Raw genomic sequence first — 17,476 nt, forward strand, 5'->3', positions numbered from 1 at the left:
CGGACCGATCAGGTCAGGGCGGCGGCGAGGAGTCGCAGGGTCTCGACCCGCGCCGGCGAGGACCGCGGGTCGGTGCCCTCGTGGGCGGAGGCGACCGGATGGATCATGACCTCGTCGACCTCGAAGCGCTCGGCAAGGTCGCGTGTCTGTACCGCGGCCTGCTCCGGCGTCCCCATGACGGCGCGAGCGAGGCCCGCGTCGACGACCGACTGTTCGACCTCCGACAGCTCCATCGCCCGCGCCTCCTCGACGAGTTGCAGCGGGATCAGCGGCTTGCCGGTGCGCAGGCGCGCCATCGTGATGAGATTCGGGAGCATGAGCGCGGCGGCCTCCTCCTCGGTCGCCGCGACCGCCGCGTTGACGGTCAGGAAGGTCCGGGGCTCGCTCGCGTAGTCGCTCGGGCGGAACTCGCTGCGGTACGTCGCGAGCGCCTCGGCCGTGCCCTGTCCGGAGAAGTGGTGGGCGAAGACATAGGGCAGCCCCTTGGCGGCGGCGAGATGCGCCGAGTACATGGAGGAGCCGAGGAGCCACATCACCGGCCGGCCCGAGGCGGCGGGCGTGGCCTTGAGGATGTACTGCTGACGCGGCACCGGGACCCGCACCCCGTCGGGACCCATGAGGGCCATGACATCGTCGAGGTACTGGGGGAACTTCTCGATATCGGAGTCATCGCGACCGGCGGCGCCTCGCAAGGCCCAGGAGGTCACGGGGTCTGAACCGGGCGCGCGGCCGATGCCGAGGTCGATCCGTCCGGGATGCGCGGCCTCCAGCAGTGCGAACTGCTCCGCGACCGCCAGCGGAGCGTGATTGGGCAGCATCACACCGCCGGATCCGAGCCGGATCCGCTCGGTATGGGCCCCGAGGTGGGCGATGAGGACCGGAGGCGAGGTCGCCGCGACCGCCGGCATGTTGTGGTGCTCCGCCACCCAGTACCGCTCGAATCCCGCAGCATCGGCGGCTTGGGCGAGCTCGACCGTCGCGGCGAGCGCGTCGCCGGAGGTCTGATCGCTGCGGACGGGAACGAGATCCAGGACCGAGAGCTTCACCCCTCCACTCTCCCACCGAGCACCAACGCTCCACCCTCGCCACCTGGACGGTGACGTACACACCTCTCCCGACCCCTCCCCACGTCGAGCGGTGACTTACACACCTCTCCCGACCCCTCCCCACGTCGAGCGGTGACTTACACACCTCTCCCGACCCCTCCCCACGTCGAGCGGTGACTTACGCACCCCTCGACCGCCGTGAGAGGTGCGTAACCCACCGCCCACCGTGACGAGAGGTGCGTAACCCACCGCCCACCGTGACGAGAGGTGCGTAACCCACCGCCCTGGGAGGGTTGGGGCATCAGCCGACGACGAGGTGCTCGGCGAGATACTCCGTGACATCGTCGAGCGCCGCGTGAGCCGGGCCGCGCATGAGACCCGGCAGGCTGACGAACCCGTGGATGGCCGCATCGTATTCGCGGTACCGGACCTGCACTCCGGCGCGGCGCAGAGCATCGCGGTAGTGAACACCGTTGTCGAGCAATGGATCAGCGGAGGCGGTGAGGATGAACGCCGGCGGCAGAGCCTCATGCGAACCCGCCCGCAGCGGCGAGGCCTGCTGGTCGTCGGTGCCGTAGGCGTCCTGCAGATACAGCCGCACGAAGGCACGCATGTTCGCCGACGTGAGCACGGGAGCGTCGGGCATCGCGATCTCCGAGGCGTACTTCTCGTACATCTCGACCGCCGGATAGATCAGGATCTGCGCACCCACCTCCGGGCCGCCTTTGTCACGCGCCGTCATCGCGGTCACGGCGGCGAGATTGCCGCCCGCGCTGTCGCCCATGACGGCGACCCGGCCGGCGTCGACGCCGAGCCGCTCGGCATGCTCGACGATCCAGCACAGCGCCTCCCATGCGTCGTCCACGGCCGCCGGATAGGGGTGCTCCGGCGCGAGCCGATAGGACGGCGAGATGACGACGACACCCGTCCGCGCGGCGACCCGGCTGGCGAACCACTCGGACTGCTCCGGCTCACCCTGAACCCATCCGCCCCCGTGGTAGTTGACCACCACGGGACGGGGCCCGTCACCCACACCGCTCGGCCGGTAGACCCGCGCTCGCAAGGTGCGACCGGGCAAGGCGATATCGAGATCCTCCACCGTGACGCGGCTGTCGGCCCGGCCAAAGACGGCGGCGCCGGCGGGCGAGGCCCAGAGCTTGCGGCGACGCGCTCGAGCGGCGGCGTGGTCGGTCACCTCCTCGACCGGCTCGGCGGCCCGGTTGAGGACCGCCCCGAGGACGCGTAGACGCCAGGGCATGTTCATGGCGGTCACCCTAGCTGCTCGCCCGGCGGACCGATGACGATGCATTCTGGTCGCTATAGGAACCTCAACGCATCATCATCAGTGCCACGCCGGACGGATGGCGATGCGTTGAGGTCGCCCGGGCAACCCCGATGCATCAAGATCACTGCCGAGTCAGCCGGAGGCGCGCAGGGCCCACTCGCGGAGGCGGTCGATGCGGTGCTGTAGCTGTTCGGTGGTCGCGGCGGCGGCCGGCGGGCCACCGCACTCCGATCGCAGCTTGTTGTGCACCACCCCGTGCGGCGTGCCGGTGCGGTGATGCCATGACCCGACGAGGGCGTTCAACTCGCGTCGCAATTCCGAGCGTCGTTCGAAGGCGACGTCCTCATCGGCCGGGCTCGGTGCAGCGGCGCGCTGGGCGATCTCGTCGCGCGCCTTCTTCGAGCGAGCCGATCGCAACAGCTCAGCCACCTGGTCGGGTTCGAGAAGACCGGGGATGCCGAGGAAGTCGAGCTCCTCGGGGTCGTCGGCGATCGCGTCGTACCCGAACTCGCCGCCGTCGTAGACCACACGATCGAAGGAGGCATCGCTGCCGAGCGCGCGGTAGGTGCCGAGCTCCTCGGGCATCGCCGGCTCCTCGCGATTGGCCCGGGCCAGCAACTCGGCCTCGGCGGCGAAGAGGTCGGCCTCGTCCTTGACCGGACGGCCGATCACGTGGTCGCGCTCGGCCTCCAGGTCGGCAGCGAGCCCGAGCAGTCCCGGAACACTCGGCACGAAGATCGACGCGGTCTCGCCCCGTCGGCGCGCTCGCACGAAGCGGCCTACCGCCTGAGCGAAGAACAACGGCGTGGCCGTGGTGGTCGCGTAAACGCCGACCGCGAGCCGGGGCACGTCGACACCCTCACTGACCATGCGCACCGCGACCATCCACGGGTCCGAACCCGCCGAGAAGTCCTGGATACGCTGGCTCGATCCGGCCTCATCGGACAGGACGACGGTGGGGTCACTGCCGGTCAGCTCACGCAGAATCGCCGCATAGGCGCGGGCGGTCGTCTGGTCGGTGGCGATGACGAGGCCACCGGCGTCGGGGATGTCCCGACGCACCTCCTGCAGCCGCCGATGGGCCGCCTGGAGCACCGCGGGAATCCAGGAGCCCTGCGGATCGAGTGCCGTACGCAGCGCATGCGCCATCTGGTCGCGGGTGAGCGGTTCGCCGAGCCGGGCACTGACCTCGTCGCCGGCGCTCGTGCGCCACTGCATCTGGCCGGAGTAGGCCATGAACAGCACCGGGCGCACGACCGAGTCGCGCAGCGCGGCGCCGTAGCCGTAGGAGTAGTCGGCCACGCTCGCCATCGAGCCGTCACCCTGCGGGGCGTACGTGACGAACGGGATCGGATTGTCATCGGAGCGGAACGGCGTGCCGGTCAGGGCGAGTCGTCGTTCGGCGGGCTCGCAGGCCTCCTGCACGGCCTCGCCCCAGCTCAGCGCGTCGCCGGCGTGGTGGATCTCATCGATGATGACGAGAGTCCGTTGGCGTTCGACACGCACGCGATGGGCGATCGGATTGGTGGCGAGGCCCGCATAGGTCACGGCATAGCCCTGGAACTGCGGAGCCAGGGCGCCGGTCAGGTCCGGGTCGAGGGAGATGCCCATCGCGGCCGCCGAGAGCGCCCACTGGGTCTTGAGATGCTCGGTCGGCGCGACGACCACGACGCGCTCGACGACACGACGGTGCAGCAGATCGGCGGCGATGGTCAGCGCGAAGGTCGTCTTACCGGCACCGGGCGTCGCGACCGTGAGGAAGTCTCGCGGCTGCGTGCGCTGGTACTGCTCGAACGCCTCACGCTGCCATGAGCGCAGCGGGCGCGCGCTCACTCGTCGGAGGAGTCGTCGTCGTTGTTCTTGTCGGAGAAGGACTCCCAAATGTCCTTGCACTCCGGGCAGACGGGATACCGCTGCGGATCACGGCTGGGGACCCATACCTTGCCGCACAGGGCGACGACCGGTGTTCCCATGACCATCGCCTCGGTCAGCTTGTCCTTGGGGACGTAGTGACTGAAGCGCTCGTGATCGCCGTTGTCCGTGCGCTGTTCAGTGCGCTCGTCATGAACGGTCTGCGTTCCGCGTCCGAAGAATCCCACGGTCCCATCCTAAGGGGTTGACCCGACAGCGGTCTCCCTCGTTCGACTCGCCTGCGGTCGCGGCGCGGTACATCCTGCGTCGCGATCATCAGCGGACCCGCGTGAGCGGTGAGCTGTCACGCACCAGACCGCGGCTGGTGCGCGATAACTCACCGCGCCCGGTGGGAGAACCCTCAGTTCAGCGTGGGGTCGTCGGGAAAGGTCGCCCACAGGCGCAGCTCGTCGCGCTGACGACGCAGGACCTGCGCCCACAAGAGGTCCGGGCACGGTGAGACGACATCGTGGTCGCGGGCCTCTACGACGAGCCACGCGCCCTCGTCGATCTCCTCCTCGAGCTGCCCGGCGGACCATCCCGCGTAACCGGCGAAAACACGGAGCCCACGCAGCACGCCATGGGCCGGCACCGGGCCGTCCAGATCGACCAGGCCGATATGTCCGGACATGTGCCGCCATCCCTGCGGCGGGACGTCGAACCCGTCGACGACCCCGACGGCCAGCGCGGAGTCCATCGCGACCGGGCCTCCGTCGAACAGACACCCGGGCGCGTCGACCGCTCCGCCCCATTCGGGCAGGACCTCCTCGACACCGGAGTCCAGCGGGCGGTTGACGATGACGCCCAGCGCGCCCTCCTCGTCGTGATCGAGCAGAAACACGACGCTGCGGCGAAACGGCCCGTCATCGATCGCGGGCGTGGCGACGAGGAGCGACCCTCGCATGCTCACCGGTTCCATGCCCCCATGATGCCTCGTTCGATCACCCTCGCTCGCCGATCGACGCGCGCGACGGCGGGTCGGGAGATCGGAGAGGGCGGAGCCGTCGCCTATGATCGCGACCATGAGTGAACCCACGCTCCATGCCGAGGAGTTCACCGTCGACGAGCTCGCGCAGCGCGCCAATATGACGGTGCGCAATGTACGGGCCTACGCCAGCCGGGGTCTGATCGACCCCCCGCGGCTGGAAGGCCGCACCGGCTACTACACACTGGCGCACCTGCAGCGTCTGCAGTTGATCCGGCAGCTCCTGGACCGCGGCTTCACCCTCGCGGCCGTCGAGGACGCGATCCTGCGCTCGCCGACCACCGCTCCCGGCCACGCGCTCGAGTTGATGACGCTGCTCGAGACCGGCGACGACGCCGACGATCCCAGTGTGCTCATGCCCCGCGCCGACCTCGCGGCGCTGGCCGGGGTACCGCAGGACGACGAACTCATCGACGCCCTCGTCGATCTCGACCTCATCGAGAAGGTCGATGACACGATGCTGCGGATCCTCGACCCGGCGGTCGTCCGCCCCGGTGCCGCCGCTGTCGCCCTCGGTCTGTCGCCGGAGACGGTCATCGGCGCCGTGCCGCTGCTGCGCGAGCACCTCGGCGTGGCCGCCCGCTACCTGGTGCACCGCACGTCGGAGGAGATCGTCCAGCCCTTCCTCGACGAGGGCCTCCCCGAGCAGGACTGGCCACGGGTGTTCGGCGCCGTCGAGGAGCTGCTGCCGATCGCGAGCCAGGTGATGCTCGCGATCTTCCGCTCCGAGCTGCGTGCCTCGATCGAGACCGAGATCGGCGACAAGCTGCAGCAGATGGGCGACTAGAACGACCATCGAGGGTTCAGATCGGTGGTCCGAGTAGGAAGCTCGCTTCCATCGCGGCTACGACCATCGTGCGATGGCTCCATGCGAGCGACGCGTATGAAACCGCCTCACCCGAGCGTGGCCTCGATACGCGGCTCGTTCCTCGCCGCTACTCGACCACCAAGGGCGGGGACCGGGGCACCGGTGATCGAGTAGGCACGGCGAGCCTCCAGCGCGGCTACGCCCCTTCTGCGCTGGCTCCATTGCGAGCAGGTGCCGATGGAGCCGTGACAAGAAGGGCGTAGCCGTCACGGAGCGAGATCACCCCGCCCGTGGCCTCGTTACGCTCCCTCGTTCCGAGAGTCTCCCGGCTAACCCCAGCTGACGTCGGCGGTGCTGTTGTTGACCAGCTCGATCCAGGACTTGCCGGGGGCGAGCTGGATCGCATTGCCCTCGGCATCGGCCAACTGGATCTGCGATCCGTGGTCCTCCTTGGACCACGCGCCCTCGATGACCGAGCCGCCGGCGAACACCACAGCCCGTCCCTCGCCGACGAAGTCGGTCTCGGGCACCGGGTTGCCCGCCGGGTCGGTATAGCCAGCGTCCCGCTCATCGGCGAACAGCACGATCAGATTGCGTGCGGTGAACTCCGGATCCGCGATGCCATTGGAACGCGTCCAGCCGCCATCGCCGTGGGCCCACTCCGTCGTGTGGAACGGAGCGAAACGCACCGTGGCGGTCGTCGCCGCCGTCTCCGAGGAGGTCGCGTCTTCCTCGTTCTCGGCCCATGGCAGGTACGGGACGGTCGGGGCGATCGGGCCGAGGTCCCCGCTGATCTGCGCGAGATTCGCCAGCACGTTGTAGGGCGCACCCTTGCCGGGCTGGCGGCTGAAACCGCCGTTGCCGCCGTCCTCACTGACCACGGGCACCTCGGCCTGACGCATCCGGTCCATGGTCTGTCCGGCGCCACCGGAGGCGACGACGTGCGCGTTGGCGGGCTTGGCGATGCCGATATCGGTGGCGCGCAGCGAGCGCACGTGGCCCACTTCCTCGGGCATATCGGAGTAGAAGATCGCCGCGAGCCGGGTGGCGCCGCCCTCGACGGTCTCCTCGACCACGAGGTCGGCCCGGTCGAGGCCGACCTGGGGAGCACCGGCCGACGTGTTGTCGATCTTGACCGCCAGCGGGGCGTTCTGGGGCAATCCGTCCTCGAGGCGCTCACCGGTCAGCGGAGAGGACTGCACGAGTTCGGATCCGTCCTTCTGATCCGGGTCGGGCTCGGAGTCGTCGCCGGACGAGCAGGCCGCCAGCAGCAGGGCAGCCGTCGACGCGGCGATCACAGCACGCAACTTCATAGGCGCCAGAATGCCGCACCCCTGGTGACGGATGCGGTAGCCGGTCGACTTTCAGGGGCGAGTGTCGGACCCTCCTGCCACGATGGGAGCCATGACCGAGGCCGGGCTGCAGCACCTGGGGTTCACGCCCGCCACCCAGGAGTGGTTCGCCGACTCCTTCGCCGCGCCCACCCCTGCGCAGCGCGGCGCGTGGGAGGCGATCGGGGCCGGTCAGCACACCCTCGTGGTCGCACCGACCGGCTCGGGCAAGACCCTCGCGGCCTTCCTCTCGGCCATCGACCGGCTGCTCCGGCCACGTCCCGACGATGCGCCCGCCGGTGTCCGCGTGCTGTACATCTCCCCGCTGAAGGCGCTCGCGGTCGATGTCGAGCGCAACCTGCGATCTCCGCTCGTGGGCATCTCCAATACCGCCGTGCGGCGCGGCGAGCCGTTCCGCGAGGTGACGGTGGGGCTCCGCTCGGGCGACACGCCTCCCTCGGAACGTCGCCGGCTGCAGTCGCACCCGCCCGATGTCCTCATCACCACGCCGGAGTCGCTGTTCCTGATGCTGACCGCATCGGTGCGCGAGACGCTGCGCACGGTCGAGGTCGTCATCGTCGACGAGATCCATGCCGTCGCCGGCTCCAAGCGCGGCGCGCATCTCGCGCTCTCCTTGGAGCGGCTCGACTCGCTGCTCGAACGTCCGGCTCAGCGCATCGGCCTGAGCGCCACGGTGCGCCCCCACGACGAAGTCGCCCGCTTCCTCGGCGGTCAGTCCCCCGTCCGCCTCGTGGCGCCTGCATCACCCTCGCGCCTGGAGCTCGACATCGTGGTGCCGGTCGAGGACATGACCGAGATCGCGCCTCGCCACGAGACCGGGCCGCCGGAGGGCTCGGCCGCGCAATCGCTCCTCGACCCGGAGGCCGACCGTCAGGCCGGCAACACCATCTGGCCCCATGTCGAGGAGGCGGTGGTCGACCGAGTGCTCGAGGCCCGGTCCACGATCGTGTTCGCCAATTCGCGCGGTGTCGCTGAGCGTCTCACCGCTCGGCTCAACGAGGTCTACGTCGAGCGGATCGAGGGCGAACGGATCGAACCGGAGACCCGCAGTCCCGCACGCATGGGCGGATTGTCCGGGCAGTCGGACGGCGCGCCGCCCGCCTTCGCCCGCGCTCACCACGGATCGGTCAGCAAGGAGCAGCGCGCGCTCATCGAGGACGACCTCAAGTCCGGTCGGCTGCGCTGCGTCGTCGCCACCTCGAGCCTGGAGCTGGGCATCGACATGGGGGCGGTCGATCTCGTCATCCAGGTCTCCTCTCCCCCGTCCGTGGCCGCGGGCCTGCAGCGCGTGGGCCGGGCCGGACACCAGGTCGGGGAGGTCTCGCGGGGGTCGGTCTTTCCCACCAACCGGCACGATCTCCTCGCCGGCGCGGTGACGGCCGAACGCATGCGCGAAGGAGCGATCGAACGACTGCGCGTGCTGGCCAATCCTCTCGATCTCCTCGCCCAGCAGACGATCGCCGCGACAGCGCTCGAGCCCCTCGACGTCGAGGAGTGGTTCGATATCGTGCGGCGCAGCGCACCCTTCGCCGCACTGCCTCGCTCGGCCTTCGACGCCACGCTCGATCTCATCAGCGGCCGCTACCCCTCCGACGAGTTCGGCGAGCTACGGCCGCGGGTCGTCTGGGACCGCGATGCGGGCACGCTCACCGCCAGACCCGGGGCGCAACGGTTGGCGGTGACCAGCGGCGGCACGATCCCCGATCGCGGCATGTTCAGCGTCGTCCTCGCGGGCGAGGACGACCGCGGAGGCCGCAAGGTCGGCGAACTCGACGAGGAGATGGTCTACGAGTCGCGCGTCAATGACGTGGTCGCGCTCGGTGCCACGAGCTGGCGGATCCAGGAGATCACCCACGATCGCGTCATCGTGACCCCGGCCTTCGGACTTCCCGCCCGGCTCCCGTTCTGGCGCGGGGACGCGGTCGGGAGGCCCTACGAGCTGGGAGCGGCGATCGGCGCCTTCCTCCGACGCCTTGAGTCCGGCTCGGGCGCCATCGGCGCCGACCTCGGCCTGGACGACAATGCCCGCGCCAATCTGATCGAGCTGGTGGCGGCGCAACGCGAGGCCACCGGCCGCGTGCCCACCGACACCACCCTGGTGGTCGAGCGGTTCCGCGACGAGCTCGGCGACTGGCGGGTCGTCCTCCTGTCGCCCTATGGCCGCTCGATCCACGCACCCTGGGCCTTGGCCGTCGGCGCTCGGATCCAGGAGCAGTACGGGATCGATGGATCGGTCGTGGCCGGCGACGACGGCATCGTGGCCCGCGTGCCCGATACCGACGCCGAACCGCCGGGCACGGAACTCTTCGTCTTCGAGCCCGATGATCTCGAGCGCATCGTCACCGAGGAGGTCGGCGGGTCAGCGTTGTTCGCCTCGCGCTTTCGCGAGTGCGCCGCCCGTGCCCTGCTGCTGCCTCGACGTAATCCCGGTGCCCGCGCGCCGCTGTGGCAACAGCGGCAGCGGTCCGCACAGCTGCTCGATGTCGCCCGTAAACATCCGACCTTCCCGATCCTGCTGGAGACCGCTCGCGAGGTGCTGCAGGACGTCTACGACCTGCCGGCGCTCACCGGGCTGGCACGGAGCATCCAGAGCCGAGAGGTCGCGGTCGTCGATGTCATCACCGAGCGCGCCTCCCCCTTCGCGCAGACGCAGCTCTTCGGTTACGTGGGTGCCTTCCTGTACGACGGCGACCTTCCGCTCGCCGAGCGGCGAGCGGCCGCGCTCTCGCTCGACCCCGACCTCCTCGCCGAGCTGCTGGGCCGCACCGACCTGCGCGAGCTGCTCGATCCCGAGGTCGTCGCCACCACCGAACGCGAGTTGCAGCGACTCGTGCCCGAGCGCGCCGCACGATCGCTCGAGCACGTGGCAGACCTGGTCCGCACGATCGGTCCCCTCAGCGCCGAGGAGATCACCGCCCGCACGGACATCGAGCACCGCGGCGAGGTCTCCGACTGGCTGAGCTCCTTGCGCGATCAGCGGCGTCTCATCGAGGTACCGATCGCCGGGGAACCGCGCTGGGCGGCCGTCGAGGACGCCGCTCGATTGCGCGACGCGCTCGGCACCGCACTGCCGATGGGCGTCGCGGCCGCGCATCTGGAGAGTCCGGAGGATCCGCTCGGCGACCTCGTGGCCCGCTATGCACGCACCCACGGTCCCTTCACCGCCGAGGACGTCGCCGGCCGGTACGGTCTGGGACGCGCTGTCGCCGAGACGGCGCTCGCCCGGTTGGCCGAACACCGCAGAGTGGTGGCCGGTGAATTCGATCCGACCGCCTCAGGACGTGAGGAATGGGTCGACGCCGAGATCCTGCGTCGCTTGCGCGCGCGTTCCCTCGCCGCGGCCAGGCATCAGGTCGAACCGGTCGATCGGCAGACCTTCGCCCGCTTCCTGCCGGTCTGGCAGCAGGTCGGGTCACGTCACCGCGGCCCCGATGCGCTGCTGGCAGCGATCGATCAGCTGGCCGGCGTGCCGATCCCCGCCTCGGCCTGGGAGACCCTCGTCCTGCCTCAGCGGGTGGCCGACTATCAGCCGCCGATGCTCGACGAACTCCTCGCCTCCGGAGAGGTCTGGTGGTCCGGTGCCGGGACCCTTGCCGGCAATGACGGGTGGGTACGGATCTTCCCCGCAGACGTCGACCCGGTCGCCGAGCCGGCGGCCGATGCCCCGGCAGCGGATTCGATGGCGGGTCGACTGCTCTCCGCGATGCGCGGATCCGGAGCCTTCCTGTTCGGGCAGTTGCACGATCTCGTCGACACCTCCGAGGACGAATCGCTCGTCGACGCCCTCTGGCACTTGACGTGGTCGGGCGCAGTCTCCAATGACACCTTCGCCCCGATCCGCGCGCTGCTGCGTGGAGGGGGTGCCCACCGCGGTCAGCGGCCGCCGCCGCGGGCTCGCCTCCATCGAGGGCGGCGCGTCCGTCCGACGCGTCCGGTCCTACCGCCGGTCGCCGCGGGCCGGTGGTTCGCCCTCGAGCCGTCCGCCGAGAGCACCCAGGCGGCCCTGCTGCGCACCGAGCTCGCGCTCGGCCGCCACGGCATCATCACCAAGGGAGCGGTCGCCGCCGAGCAGCAGCCGGGCGGGTTCGCGGCGATGTATCGCGTGCTGCGAGAGCTCGAACAGTCGGGAGGCGCCTTGCGTGGGTACTTCGTCGACGGCCTCGGCGGCGCTCAGTTCGCTGCCAACGGGGCCATCGACCGGCTCCGTTCGCTGCAACGCGATGACGACGAGCCCAGCGATGACGATGCGGTCGTCCTCGCCGCCACCGACCCGGCCAACCCCTATGGTGCCGCTCTCCCCTGGCCCGAGCGCGAGCTCGGCCATCGTCCGGGACGCAAGGCGGGGTCGATCGTGGTGCTCCACGACGGTGCGCTCGTGTTCTTCTTCGAACGAGGAGGCAAGACGATGCTGACCTTCACGAACGACCCCGAACGCCTCGAGCGCGCAGCCCAGTCCTTCGTCGCCACTGCGCGACGGCTGCGTCTCGGACGGTTCACCGTCCAGACCGCCGACGGCGAGCCGGTGGCCTCCACGCCGGCGGGTGGCGCGCTCGCCGCCGCGGGCTTCGAGGCGCATCTGAAGGGTCTGCGATTCGATGCCTGAGGGCGACACCGTCTGGCGCACAGCGCACCACCTCCACGCGGCCTTCGCCGGCACTGAGCTGACCGTCACCGACTTCCGGGTCCCGGCCTACGCGACCGTCGACCTACGAGGGCAGCGCGTGGAGGACGTGGTCAGCCGCGGCAAGCACCTGCTGCTGCGGACACCGGATTACGTGGTGCATTCGCATCTGAAGATGGAGGGCGCCTGGCATCTGTACCGGCTGCCACGGCCCCGGTGGCGCCGCCCGGCACACTCGGCGCGTGCCGTGCTGGAGAATGCCGACTGGCAGGCAGTCGGGTTCTCGCTGGGGCTCCTGGAGGTGCTTCCGCGCGAACGCGAACTGGACGCGATCGGGCATCTCGGGCCCGATCTGCTCGGCGAGCGCTTCGATGTCACGGCCGCAGTCGAACGCCTCGGGCGCGATCCGCTGCGTCCGGTGTTCCTCGCGCTGCTCGACCAGCGCAATCTCGCGGGTCTGGGCAATGAGTACGTCAACGAGCTGCTGTTCATGCGGCGCGTCGCCCCGACCTGTCCCGTCGACGAGGTCGATGACCTCACGGGCCTCCTCGCGCTGGCTCAACGCGTGATCGGCGCGAACGCCCGCAGGGTCGAGCGCTCCTTCACCGGCAGCACCCGCAACGGCGAGGAACGCTGGGTCTACCGACGGGCCGGACTGCCCTGTCGCAGGTGCGGCACGCCGATCGCCGAGGGCGACTACGGTGACGCCCCCACCCGCGAGCGCATCTGCTTCTGGTGTCCCCGCTGTCAGGCGACCTGAGCCTCGCCGGAGCGGCACGTCATCAACCCTTCCCCCCGCGTCAGCGGTACGCCATCAACCCCATGATGCGCACATGAGGTTGATGGCGTACCGCTGATGTGATGAGAGGTTGGTGGCTACTGCCGATTCAGCCGGCGGCGACTCCCTCGCGGGCCGGCAGCTCGCGCCGGCTCACCCAGACCATCTCCTCGTCGAGATCGGTGGTCCGCGCGTCCCACGCGTCCAGGAACCAGTTCTGCCGGATCTTCCACGGCTTACGGGAGCCGGCCTGCGGGAGCTTGTCGGCGACGCGCTGGATGTAGCCGGAATCGAGGTCGAGGATCGGCGCCGAAGGTCCGCTCTCGCCCTCGGGGTTGGGCATGCCGTAGGCGTAGCCGTTCGCGTCGAGGTGGTTGAGGAAGCGTGCGACGTACTTCCAGGTCAGATCGGCGCGCAGCGTCCACGAGGCGTTCGTGTATCCGACGCACCAGGCCAGATTCGGCAGGCCGCTGAACATCAGGCCCTTGTAGGTGTAGACATCGTGCGGGTCGATGGCACGCCCGTCGACCGAGATGTCGATCGAGCCCATCGCGACCAGCTGCAGACCGGTCGCGGTGACGACGACATCGGCGTCGAGATGCTCGCCGGAGGCCAGGGCGATGCCCTTGGGCGTGAACTCCTCGATGTGATCGGTGACGATCTCTCCCTTGCCCTCACGCACGACACGCCACAGGTCCCCGCCGGGCACCACACAGAGCCGCTGGTCCCAGGGCTTGTAGCGCGGGGTGAGGCTGACCGGATCGACGCTGGGCGCCTGACGCTGGGCAAGGCCGAGCAGGATCTTGCGCGCCAGCGCCGGGAAGGCCCGACAGAAGACGTAGAAGCCCACGGTCATCACGGCGTACCTCAGCCGCGTCGCCTGGTGCACGATGCTCTTCGGCAGCACCCGGCGAGCGATATTCGCCACCGGGTCCTTCCCCGGCTGCGAGAGAATGTAGGTGGGCGATCGCTGCAGCATCGTCACCTTGGCGGCATCGCGCGCCATCGACGGGAGCAACGTGATCGCCGTGGCACCCGAGCCGATGATGACGACATTCTTGTTCGCGTAGTCGAGATCCTCGGGCCAGAACTGCGGGTGGACGACCTCACCCTCGTAGTTCTCGAGGCCGGGGAAGTCCGGGGTGTAGCCCTCGTCGTAGCTGTAGTACCCGCTGCAGAGGTAGAGGAACGAGGCCTCGGTGGTCTCGGTGGTGCCGTCGGACAGGCGCGAGGTGACCGTCCAGGTGGCGTCCTCGCTGGACCAGTCGGCGGTCAGCACCCGGCGTCCGAAACGGATGTGCCGGTCGATGCCGTTCTCGCGCGCGGTGTCGGCGATGTACTGGCGGATGTCACCGCCGTCGGCGATCGCCTTCTCATTGGTCCACGGACGGAACGGGTAGCTGAGCGTATACATGTCGGAGTCCGACCGCACGCCCGGGTACCGGAACAGGTCCCAGGTGCCACCGGTCCGTTCGCGCTGCTCGACGATGGCGTAGGTCTTGCCGGGGCTCATCTGCTGCAGGCGGTAGGCGGCTCCGATCCCCGAGAGGCCGGCGCCGACGATCAGGACGTCCACGCGGTCTGTGCTCATGTGCCTCGTTCTCCCTCCACGGGGTCCGATCCATCGGACTTATGTGACATCGTCAATGTCACGTTAACAGATACCGAGAGTATCGGGAAGTCCTTCGATGTGGCCCGCGATGACCCCTCAGTGCCTAGGATGTGCACATGACGACGGCAACGGAACCCACCACGCCCGAAGGTGGCGCCGCGGTGGAGGGCTCCTCGCGGCCCGGCGAGCACCGCGTACTCGGCGCCTTCCTGGCGATCGCCGGTGCGATCGGCGTGCTGGCGTCGTCGATCCTCACGATCGACAAGATCACCTTGCTGCAGTCCCAGGTCGATGGCGAGGATCTGAGCCTGGGATGCGATCTCAGCGCCTTCGTCAGCTGCAGCGGTGTCATCGCCTCCGATCAGGCCTCGGCCTTCGGCTTCCCCAACCCGTTGATCGGCATCGCCGGATTCGCCGTCGTCACCACACTGGGCGTGCTGCTGGCCTCGGGCACGCGACTGCCCGGCTGGGTGTGGGGAGGCCTGCAGGTCGGCGTGATCTTCGGTATCGGGTTCGTGACCTGGTTGCAGTACCAGAGCATCTTCAATATCGGCAAGCTCTGCCCGTGGTGCATGGTGGTCTGGGCGGTCATGATCCCGACCTTCGTCCTGGTCACCGCCCGCAACGTCCCCGGGCGTTTCCTGCGCAACTGGTCGGGGTTGATCATCGCGCTGTGGTACATCGCGCTCGCCGCGACGATCTTCTTCGTCTTCGGCGACACCCTCTGGGCCTGATCATCCGGCCCGCTCCGCGACCGGCGCGGATCTCGGGCGCCGGGTAGCGTCGAGCCGGTGACCGCTGAACCCCGTCGTCTCCCCTCGCTCATCGTCGCCACGATGCTCGCGATCGTCATCGCGCTGAGTCAGCTGCCGGCGATCCTCCCGTCCTCCTGGCTGCAGCCGCTGCTGGCTTCGCCGTGGTCGCAGTACGGCATCGTCTCGATCTCGGTGGCACGCGACGAGCTCGGCGGGTGGGTGGTGCTGCTGGCGATCGTCGCGGCACTTCTGGCCTGGAGAGCGCTCCGCGCGCGCCGGTCCGTCGTGCGGAGGTCGGTGGGTGCCGTAGCCGGCCTCGCTCTTCTGGGCTCAGCGGTCACCTCGGGGCTGCTCCTCTACACCTCGATTGACCAGGGAGCGGGATTCCGCCCCTTCGCGCCGCTGGTCCCGACCGCCGGTGGCCACGGTGGTCCCGATGAGACGCTCACGGTCGGGAGAGCCGATGGCGAGGCTCTCCGCGCCGACCTGTACCGTCCCTCCGGCGACGAGGACGCCCCGGTCGTGCTCTACATCCATGGTGGCGGTTTCGACGGCGGTGCCCGCAATCCGAATGCTCTCAACCGCTACCTGGCCGATCGCGGCTACGCGGTGCTCGATGTCGACTACCGGCTGGCGCGGCCGGATCGACCGACCTGGGATCTCGCCACGGCTGATATCGGCTGCGCGCTCTCGTGGTTGGGACGCGAGGGGCCGGCCTTCGGGCTCGACACCGAGCGGGTCGCCCTGCTGGGCGAGTCGGCAGGTGGCAATCTCGCGCTCAACGCCGCCTATCGGAGCCAGTCCGGCGATCTCGAACCCTCATGCGGATCGGCGGACGACCTTCCCCAGGTGAGCGCGGTGATCGGCGGCTATCCCGTCGTCGACCTCACCGGTGATGAGGCGCAGACCGGTCTCGGCCGGCTCATGGGCGAGGTCTACATCGGCGGCGCTCCCGACGAGTTCCCCGACCGCTATGCGGCCATCGATCCGGCCTCGCACGTCGCGGCGGACTCGCCTCCCACCCTCGTCTATCACGGCACGCGCGACCATCTCGTCCTTCCGGGACCGGTGGAGGACTTCGTGGCGACGATCCGCGAAGCGGGTGTGACGACGCGGTACACCGCGATCCCCGCCACGGACCACGGCGCCGGGAGTCTGCTCGGCACGTCGACTTGGGGCACGGGCATCATCCAGGCGGTCGTCGTGCAATGGCTCGACGCCCACGTGGCCTGACCAGACGCGGCCGCAAACACGCATAGGCCGATCGAGGTCAGGTGTCGTCGCCGATCATCCGGATCAGCAGAGCGGTCATGAGGTCCTTCTCCCGCGGATCGCTCATGGCGACCAGGAGCGCGAGGGCGGCGAGGGAGTTGCTCGTGATTCGCGGCATCCCAGCCTCATCGATCAGCGCGCCGTTGCGGGCGAGGAAGGTGACGAACAAGGCGGCAGCGCACCGTTTATTGCCGTCGGAGAGCGGATGGTCCTTGACGACGAGGTAGAGCAGGTTGGCGGCCTTCTCCTCGACGGTCGGGTAGAGATCGTTCCCACCGAAACTCTGATAGACGGCGGCGACGATGCCGTCGAGGGTGCCGCCGCGCTCCCTGCCGAGCAGGCTATCGCCGGGAAACTTCGTGGCGACGTGGGCGATCACGGTCCGTGCTTCGTCCAGGGTGAGATTCCAGTCGGGAATGGCGTGCGGGGTCGCCTCGACGTGGCCTTCGTCGTAGTCGCGCAGGAGCGTCAGGCCGGGTAGATACCCGGCGAGCACATCGGCGACTCCGGCCACCAATTGGTCACTGGAACGACCGAGGATCCGCACGATGGAGCCGAGCTGTTCCAGCCGCTGCTCGTTGATCGCATAGCCCCGCACCAGGTAGTCGCGCAGACGTTCGGTCGCCCAGATGCGGAACTGGGTGGCGACTTTGCTCTTGACCCGGTAGCCGACCGAGATGATGACATCGAGATTGTAGAAGGGAATCTCACGGGCGACCTGTCGCGAGCCTTCGGTGCGAACCTGTCGGAATTTCCGACAGGTTGCCGCCTCATCGAGCTCACCCTCGTCGTAAACGTGACCGATGTGCTCGACAACATTGGTACGTGAACTCCCGAAGAGGTCCGCGATCTGCTGTTGATTCAGCCAGACGGTCTCCTCATCGAGCCGCACCTCCAACGCCGGCACGCCGTCGTCGCGCTGATTGAAGCGCCCCAGGTTTGATGCCGCATCCTTTTGAGTTGGAAGGATGCGAACCATGCCGAAGAAGATCGATCAGAAGGTCAAGGAGCGGTGCGTGCGCCAGGTGCTGGAGCACCTGCCGGAGTACTC

Annotated in this window: 13 protein-coding genes; 5 read left to right on the forward strand and 8 right to left on the reverse strand. The window is 69.2% G+C overall.

The window, feature by feature from the left end; genetic code table 11:
• Positions 1-8 precede the first annotated feature (8 nt).
• The 5 genes from FNM00_RS15595 to FNM00_RS15615 all read right to left on the reverse strand — a co-directional run bounded on the left by FNM00_RS15595 (position 9) and on the right by FNM00_RS15615 (position 5,161).
• The gene (locus tag FNM00_RS15595) at positions 9-1,046 is read right to left on the reverse strand and encodes an LLM class flavin-dependent oxidoreductase (RefSeq protein ID WP_143914473.1); all 1,038 of its coding nucleotides are present in this window, start codon (positions 1,044-1,046) and stop codon (positions 9-11) included.
• Between the two features lie 301 nt (positions 1,047-1,347).
• Entirely contained in the window at positions 1,348-2,310 is a 963-nt protein-coding gene (locus FNM00_RS15600; RefSeq protein WP_246065198.1) for an alpha/beta hydrolase, read from the reverse strand.
• Between the two features lie 153 nt (positions 2,311-2,463).
• Complete coding sequence (locus FNM00_RS15605; RefSeq protein ID WP_143914474.1) at positions 2,464-4,164, reverse strand: DEAD/DEAH box helicase; 1,701 nt, start codon at positions 4,162-4,164, stop codon at positions 2,464-2,466.
• The gene (locus tag FNM00_RS15610) at positions 4,161-4,430 is read right to left on the reverse strand and encodes a DUF3039 domain-containing protein (protein WP_143914475.1); all 270 of its coding nucleotides are present in this window, start codon (positions 4,428-4,430) and stop codon (positions 4,161-4,163) included. The genes FNM00_RS15605 and FNM00_RS15610 overlap by 4 nt, the downstream gene beginning before the upstream one ends.
• Positions 4,431-4,603: 173 nt before the next feature.
• Positions 4,604-5,161: a YqgE/AlgH family protein gene (locus FNM00_RS15615; protein ID WP_143914476.1), complete on the reverse strand. Its 558-nt coding sequence runs from the start codon at positions 5,159-5,161 to the stop codon at positions 4,604-4,606.
• A 103-nt stretch (positions 5,162-5,264) separates the two neighbouring features.
• On the opposite strand from FNM00_RS15615, the gene FNM00_RS15620 reads away from it, so the two are divergent.
• Complete coding sequence (locus FNM00_RS15620; RefSeq protein WP_185973183.1) at positions 5,265-6,014, forward strand: MerR family transcriptional regulator; 750 nt, start codon at positions 5,265-5,267, stop codon at positions 6,012-6,014.
• Between the two features lie 350 nt (positions 6,015-6,364).
• Here FNM00_RS15620 and FNM00_RS15625 read toward each other — a convergent pair whose 3' ends face one another.
• Positions 6,365-7,348, reverse strand: coding sequence for a DUF3048 domain-containing protein (locus tag FNM00_RS15625; protein WP_143914478.1), 984 nt, complete (start codon positions 7,346-7,348; stop codon positions 6,365-6,367).
• 91 nt (positions 7,349-7,439) lie between these two features.
• Between FNM00_RS15625 and FNM00_RS15630 the strand changes: the two genes are divergently transcribed.
• Positions 7,440-11,990 carry an ATP-dependent helicase gene (locus tag FNM00_RS15630; RefSeq protein WP_143914479.1) on the forward strand — a complete coding sequence of 1,517 codons (4,551 nt, stop codon included), beginning with the start codon at positions 7,440-7,442 and terminating at the stop codon, positions 11,988-11,990.
• Positions 11,983-12,768: a DNA-formamidopyrimidine glycosylase family protein gene (locus FNM00_RS15635; RefSeq protein ID WP_143914480.1), complete on the forward strand. Its 786-nt coding sequence runs from the start codon at positions 11,983-11,985 to the stop codon at positions 12,766-12,768. Before FNM00_RS15630 ends, FNM00_RS15635 begins: the two co-directional genes overlap by 8 nt.
• 127 nt (positions 12,769-12,895) lie before the next feature.
• Here FNM00_RS15635 and FNM00_RS15640 read toward each other — a convergent pair whose 3' ends face one another.
• Positions 12,896-14,377, reverse strand: a complete 1,482-nt coding sequence (locus tag FNM00_RS15640; RefSeq protein WP_143914481.1) for a flavin-containing monooxygenase — start codon at positions 14,375-14,377, stop codon at positions 12,896-12,898.
• 137 nt (positions 14,378-14,514) lie between these two features.
• On the opposite strand from FNM00_RS15640, the gene FNM00_RS15645 reads away from it, so the two are divergent.
• Both FNM00_RS15645 and FNM00_RS15650 read left to right on the forward strand, forming a co-directional pair.
• Positions 14,515-15,132, forward strand: a complete 618-nt coding sequence (locus tag FNM00_RS15645) for a vitamin K epoxide reductase family protein (protein ID WP_143914482.1) — start codon at positions 14,515-14,517, stop codon at positions 15,130-15,132.
• A 57-nt stretch (positions 15,133-15,189) separates the two neighbouring features.
• Positions 15,190-16,386 carry an alpha/beta hydrolase gene (locus tag FNM00_RS15650; RefSeq protein ID WP_143914483.1) on the forward strand — a complete coding sequence of 399 codons (1,197 nt, stop codon included), beginning with the start codon at positions 15,190-15,192 and terminating at the stop codon, positions 16,384-16,386.
• A 37-nt stretch (positions 16,387-16,423) separates the two neighbouring features.
• On the opposite strand, the gene FNM00_RS19275 is transcribed toward FNM00_RS15650, so the two are convergent.
• Positions 16,424-17,404, reverse strand: coding sequence for a virulence RhuM family protein/type II toxin-antitoxin system death-on-curing family toxin (locus tag FNM00_RS19275; protein WP_143914484.1), 981 nt, complete (start codon positions 17,402-17,404; stop codon positions 16,424-16,426).
• Positions 17,405-17,476: the final 72 nt, after the last annotated feature.

The sequence above is a fragment of the Aeromicrobium piscarium genome, from assembly GCF_007421815.1.
Taxonomy (GTDB): domain Bacteria; phylum Actinomycetota; class Actinomycetes; order Propionibacteriales; family Nocardioidaceae; genus Aeromicrobium; species Aeromicrobium piscarium.

What these genes read in the sequence shown, in the direction of transcription:
- FNM00_RS15615 (WP_143914476.1), bottom strand. Translation starts at nt 5,161, where the DNA reads ATGGAACCGGTGAGCATGCGAGGGTCGCTCCTCGTCGCCACGCCCGCG.
- FNM00_RS15640 (WP_143914481.1), bottom strand. Translation starts at nt 14,377, where the DNA reads ATGAGCACAGACCGCGTGGACGTCCTGATCGTCGGCGCCGGCCTCTCG.
- FNM00_RS15625 (WP_143914478.1), bottom strand. Translation starts at nt 7,348, where the DNA reads ATGAAGTTGCGTGCTGTGATCGCCGCGTCGACGGCTGCCCTGCTGCTG.
- FNM00_RS15635 (WP_143914480.1), top strand. Translation starts at nt 11,983, where the DNA reads ATGCCTGAGGGCGACACCGTCTGGCGCACAGCGCACCACCTCCACGCG.
- FNM00_RS15600 (WP_246065198.1), bottom strand. Translation starts at nt 2,310, where the DNA reads ATGAACATGCCCTGGCGTCTACGCGTCCTCGGGGCGGTCCTCAACCGG.
- FNM00_RS15620 (WP_185973183.1), top strand. Translation starts at nt 5,265, where the DNA reads ATGAGTGAACCCACGCTCCATGCCGAGGAGTTCACCGTCGACGAGCTC.
- FNM00_RS15645 (WP_143914482.1), top strand. Translation starts at nt 14,515, where the DNA reads ATGACGACGGCAACGGAACCCACCACGCCCGAAGGTGGCGCCGCGGTG.
- FNM00_RS19275 (WP_143914484.1), bottom strand. Translation starts at nt 17,404, where the DNA reads ATGGTTCGCATCCTTCCAACTCAAAAGGATGCGGCATCAAACCTGGGG.
- FNM00_RS15630 (WP_143914479.1), top strand. Translation starts at nt 7,440, where the DNA reads ATGACCGAGGCCGGGCTGCAGCACCTGGGGTTCACGCCCGCCACCCAG.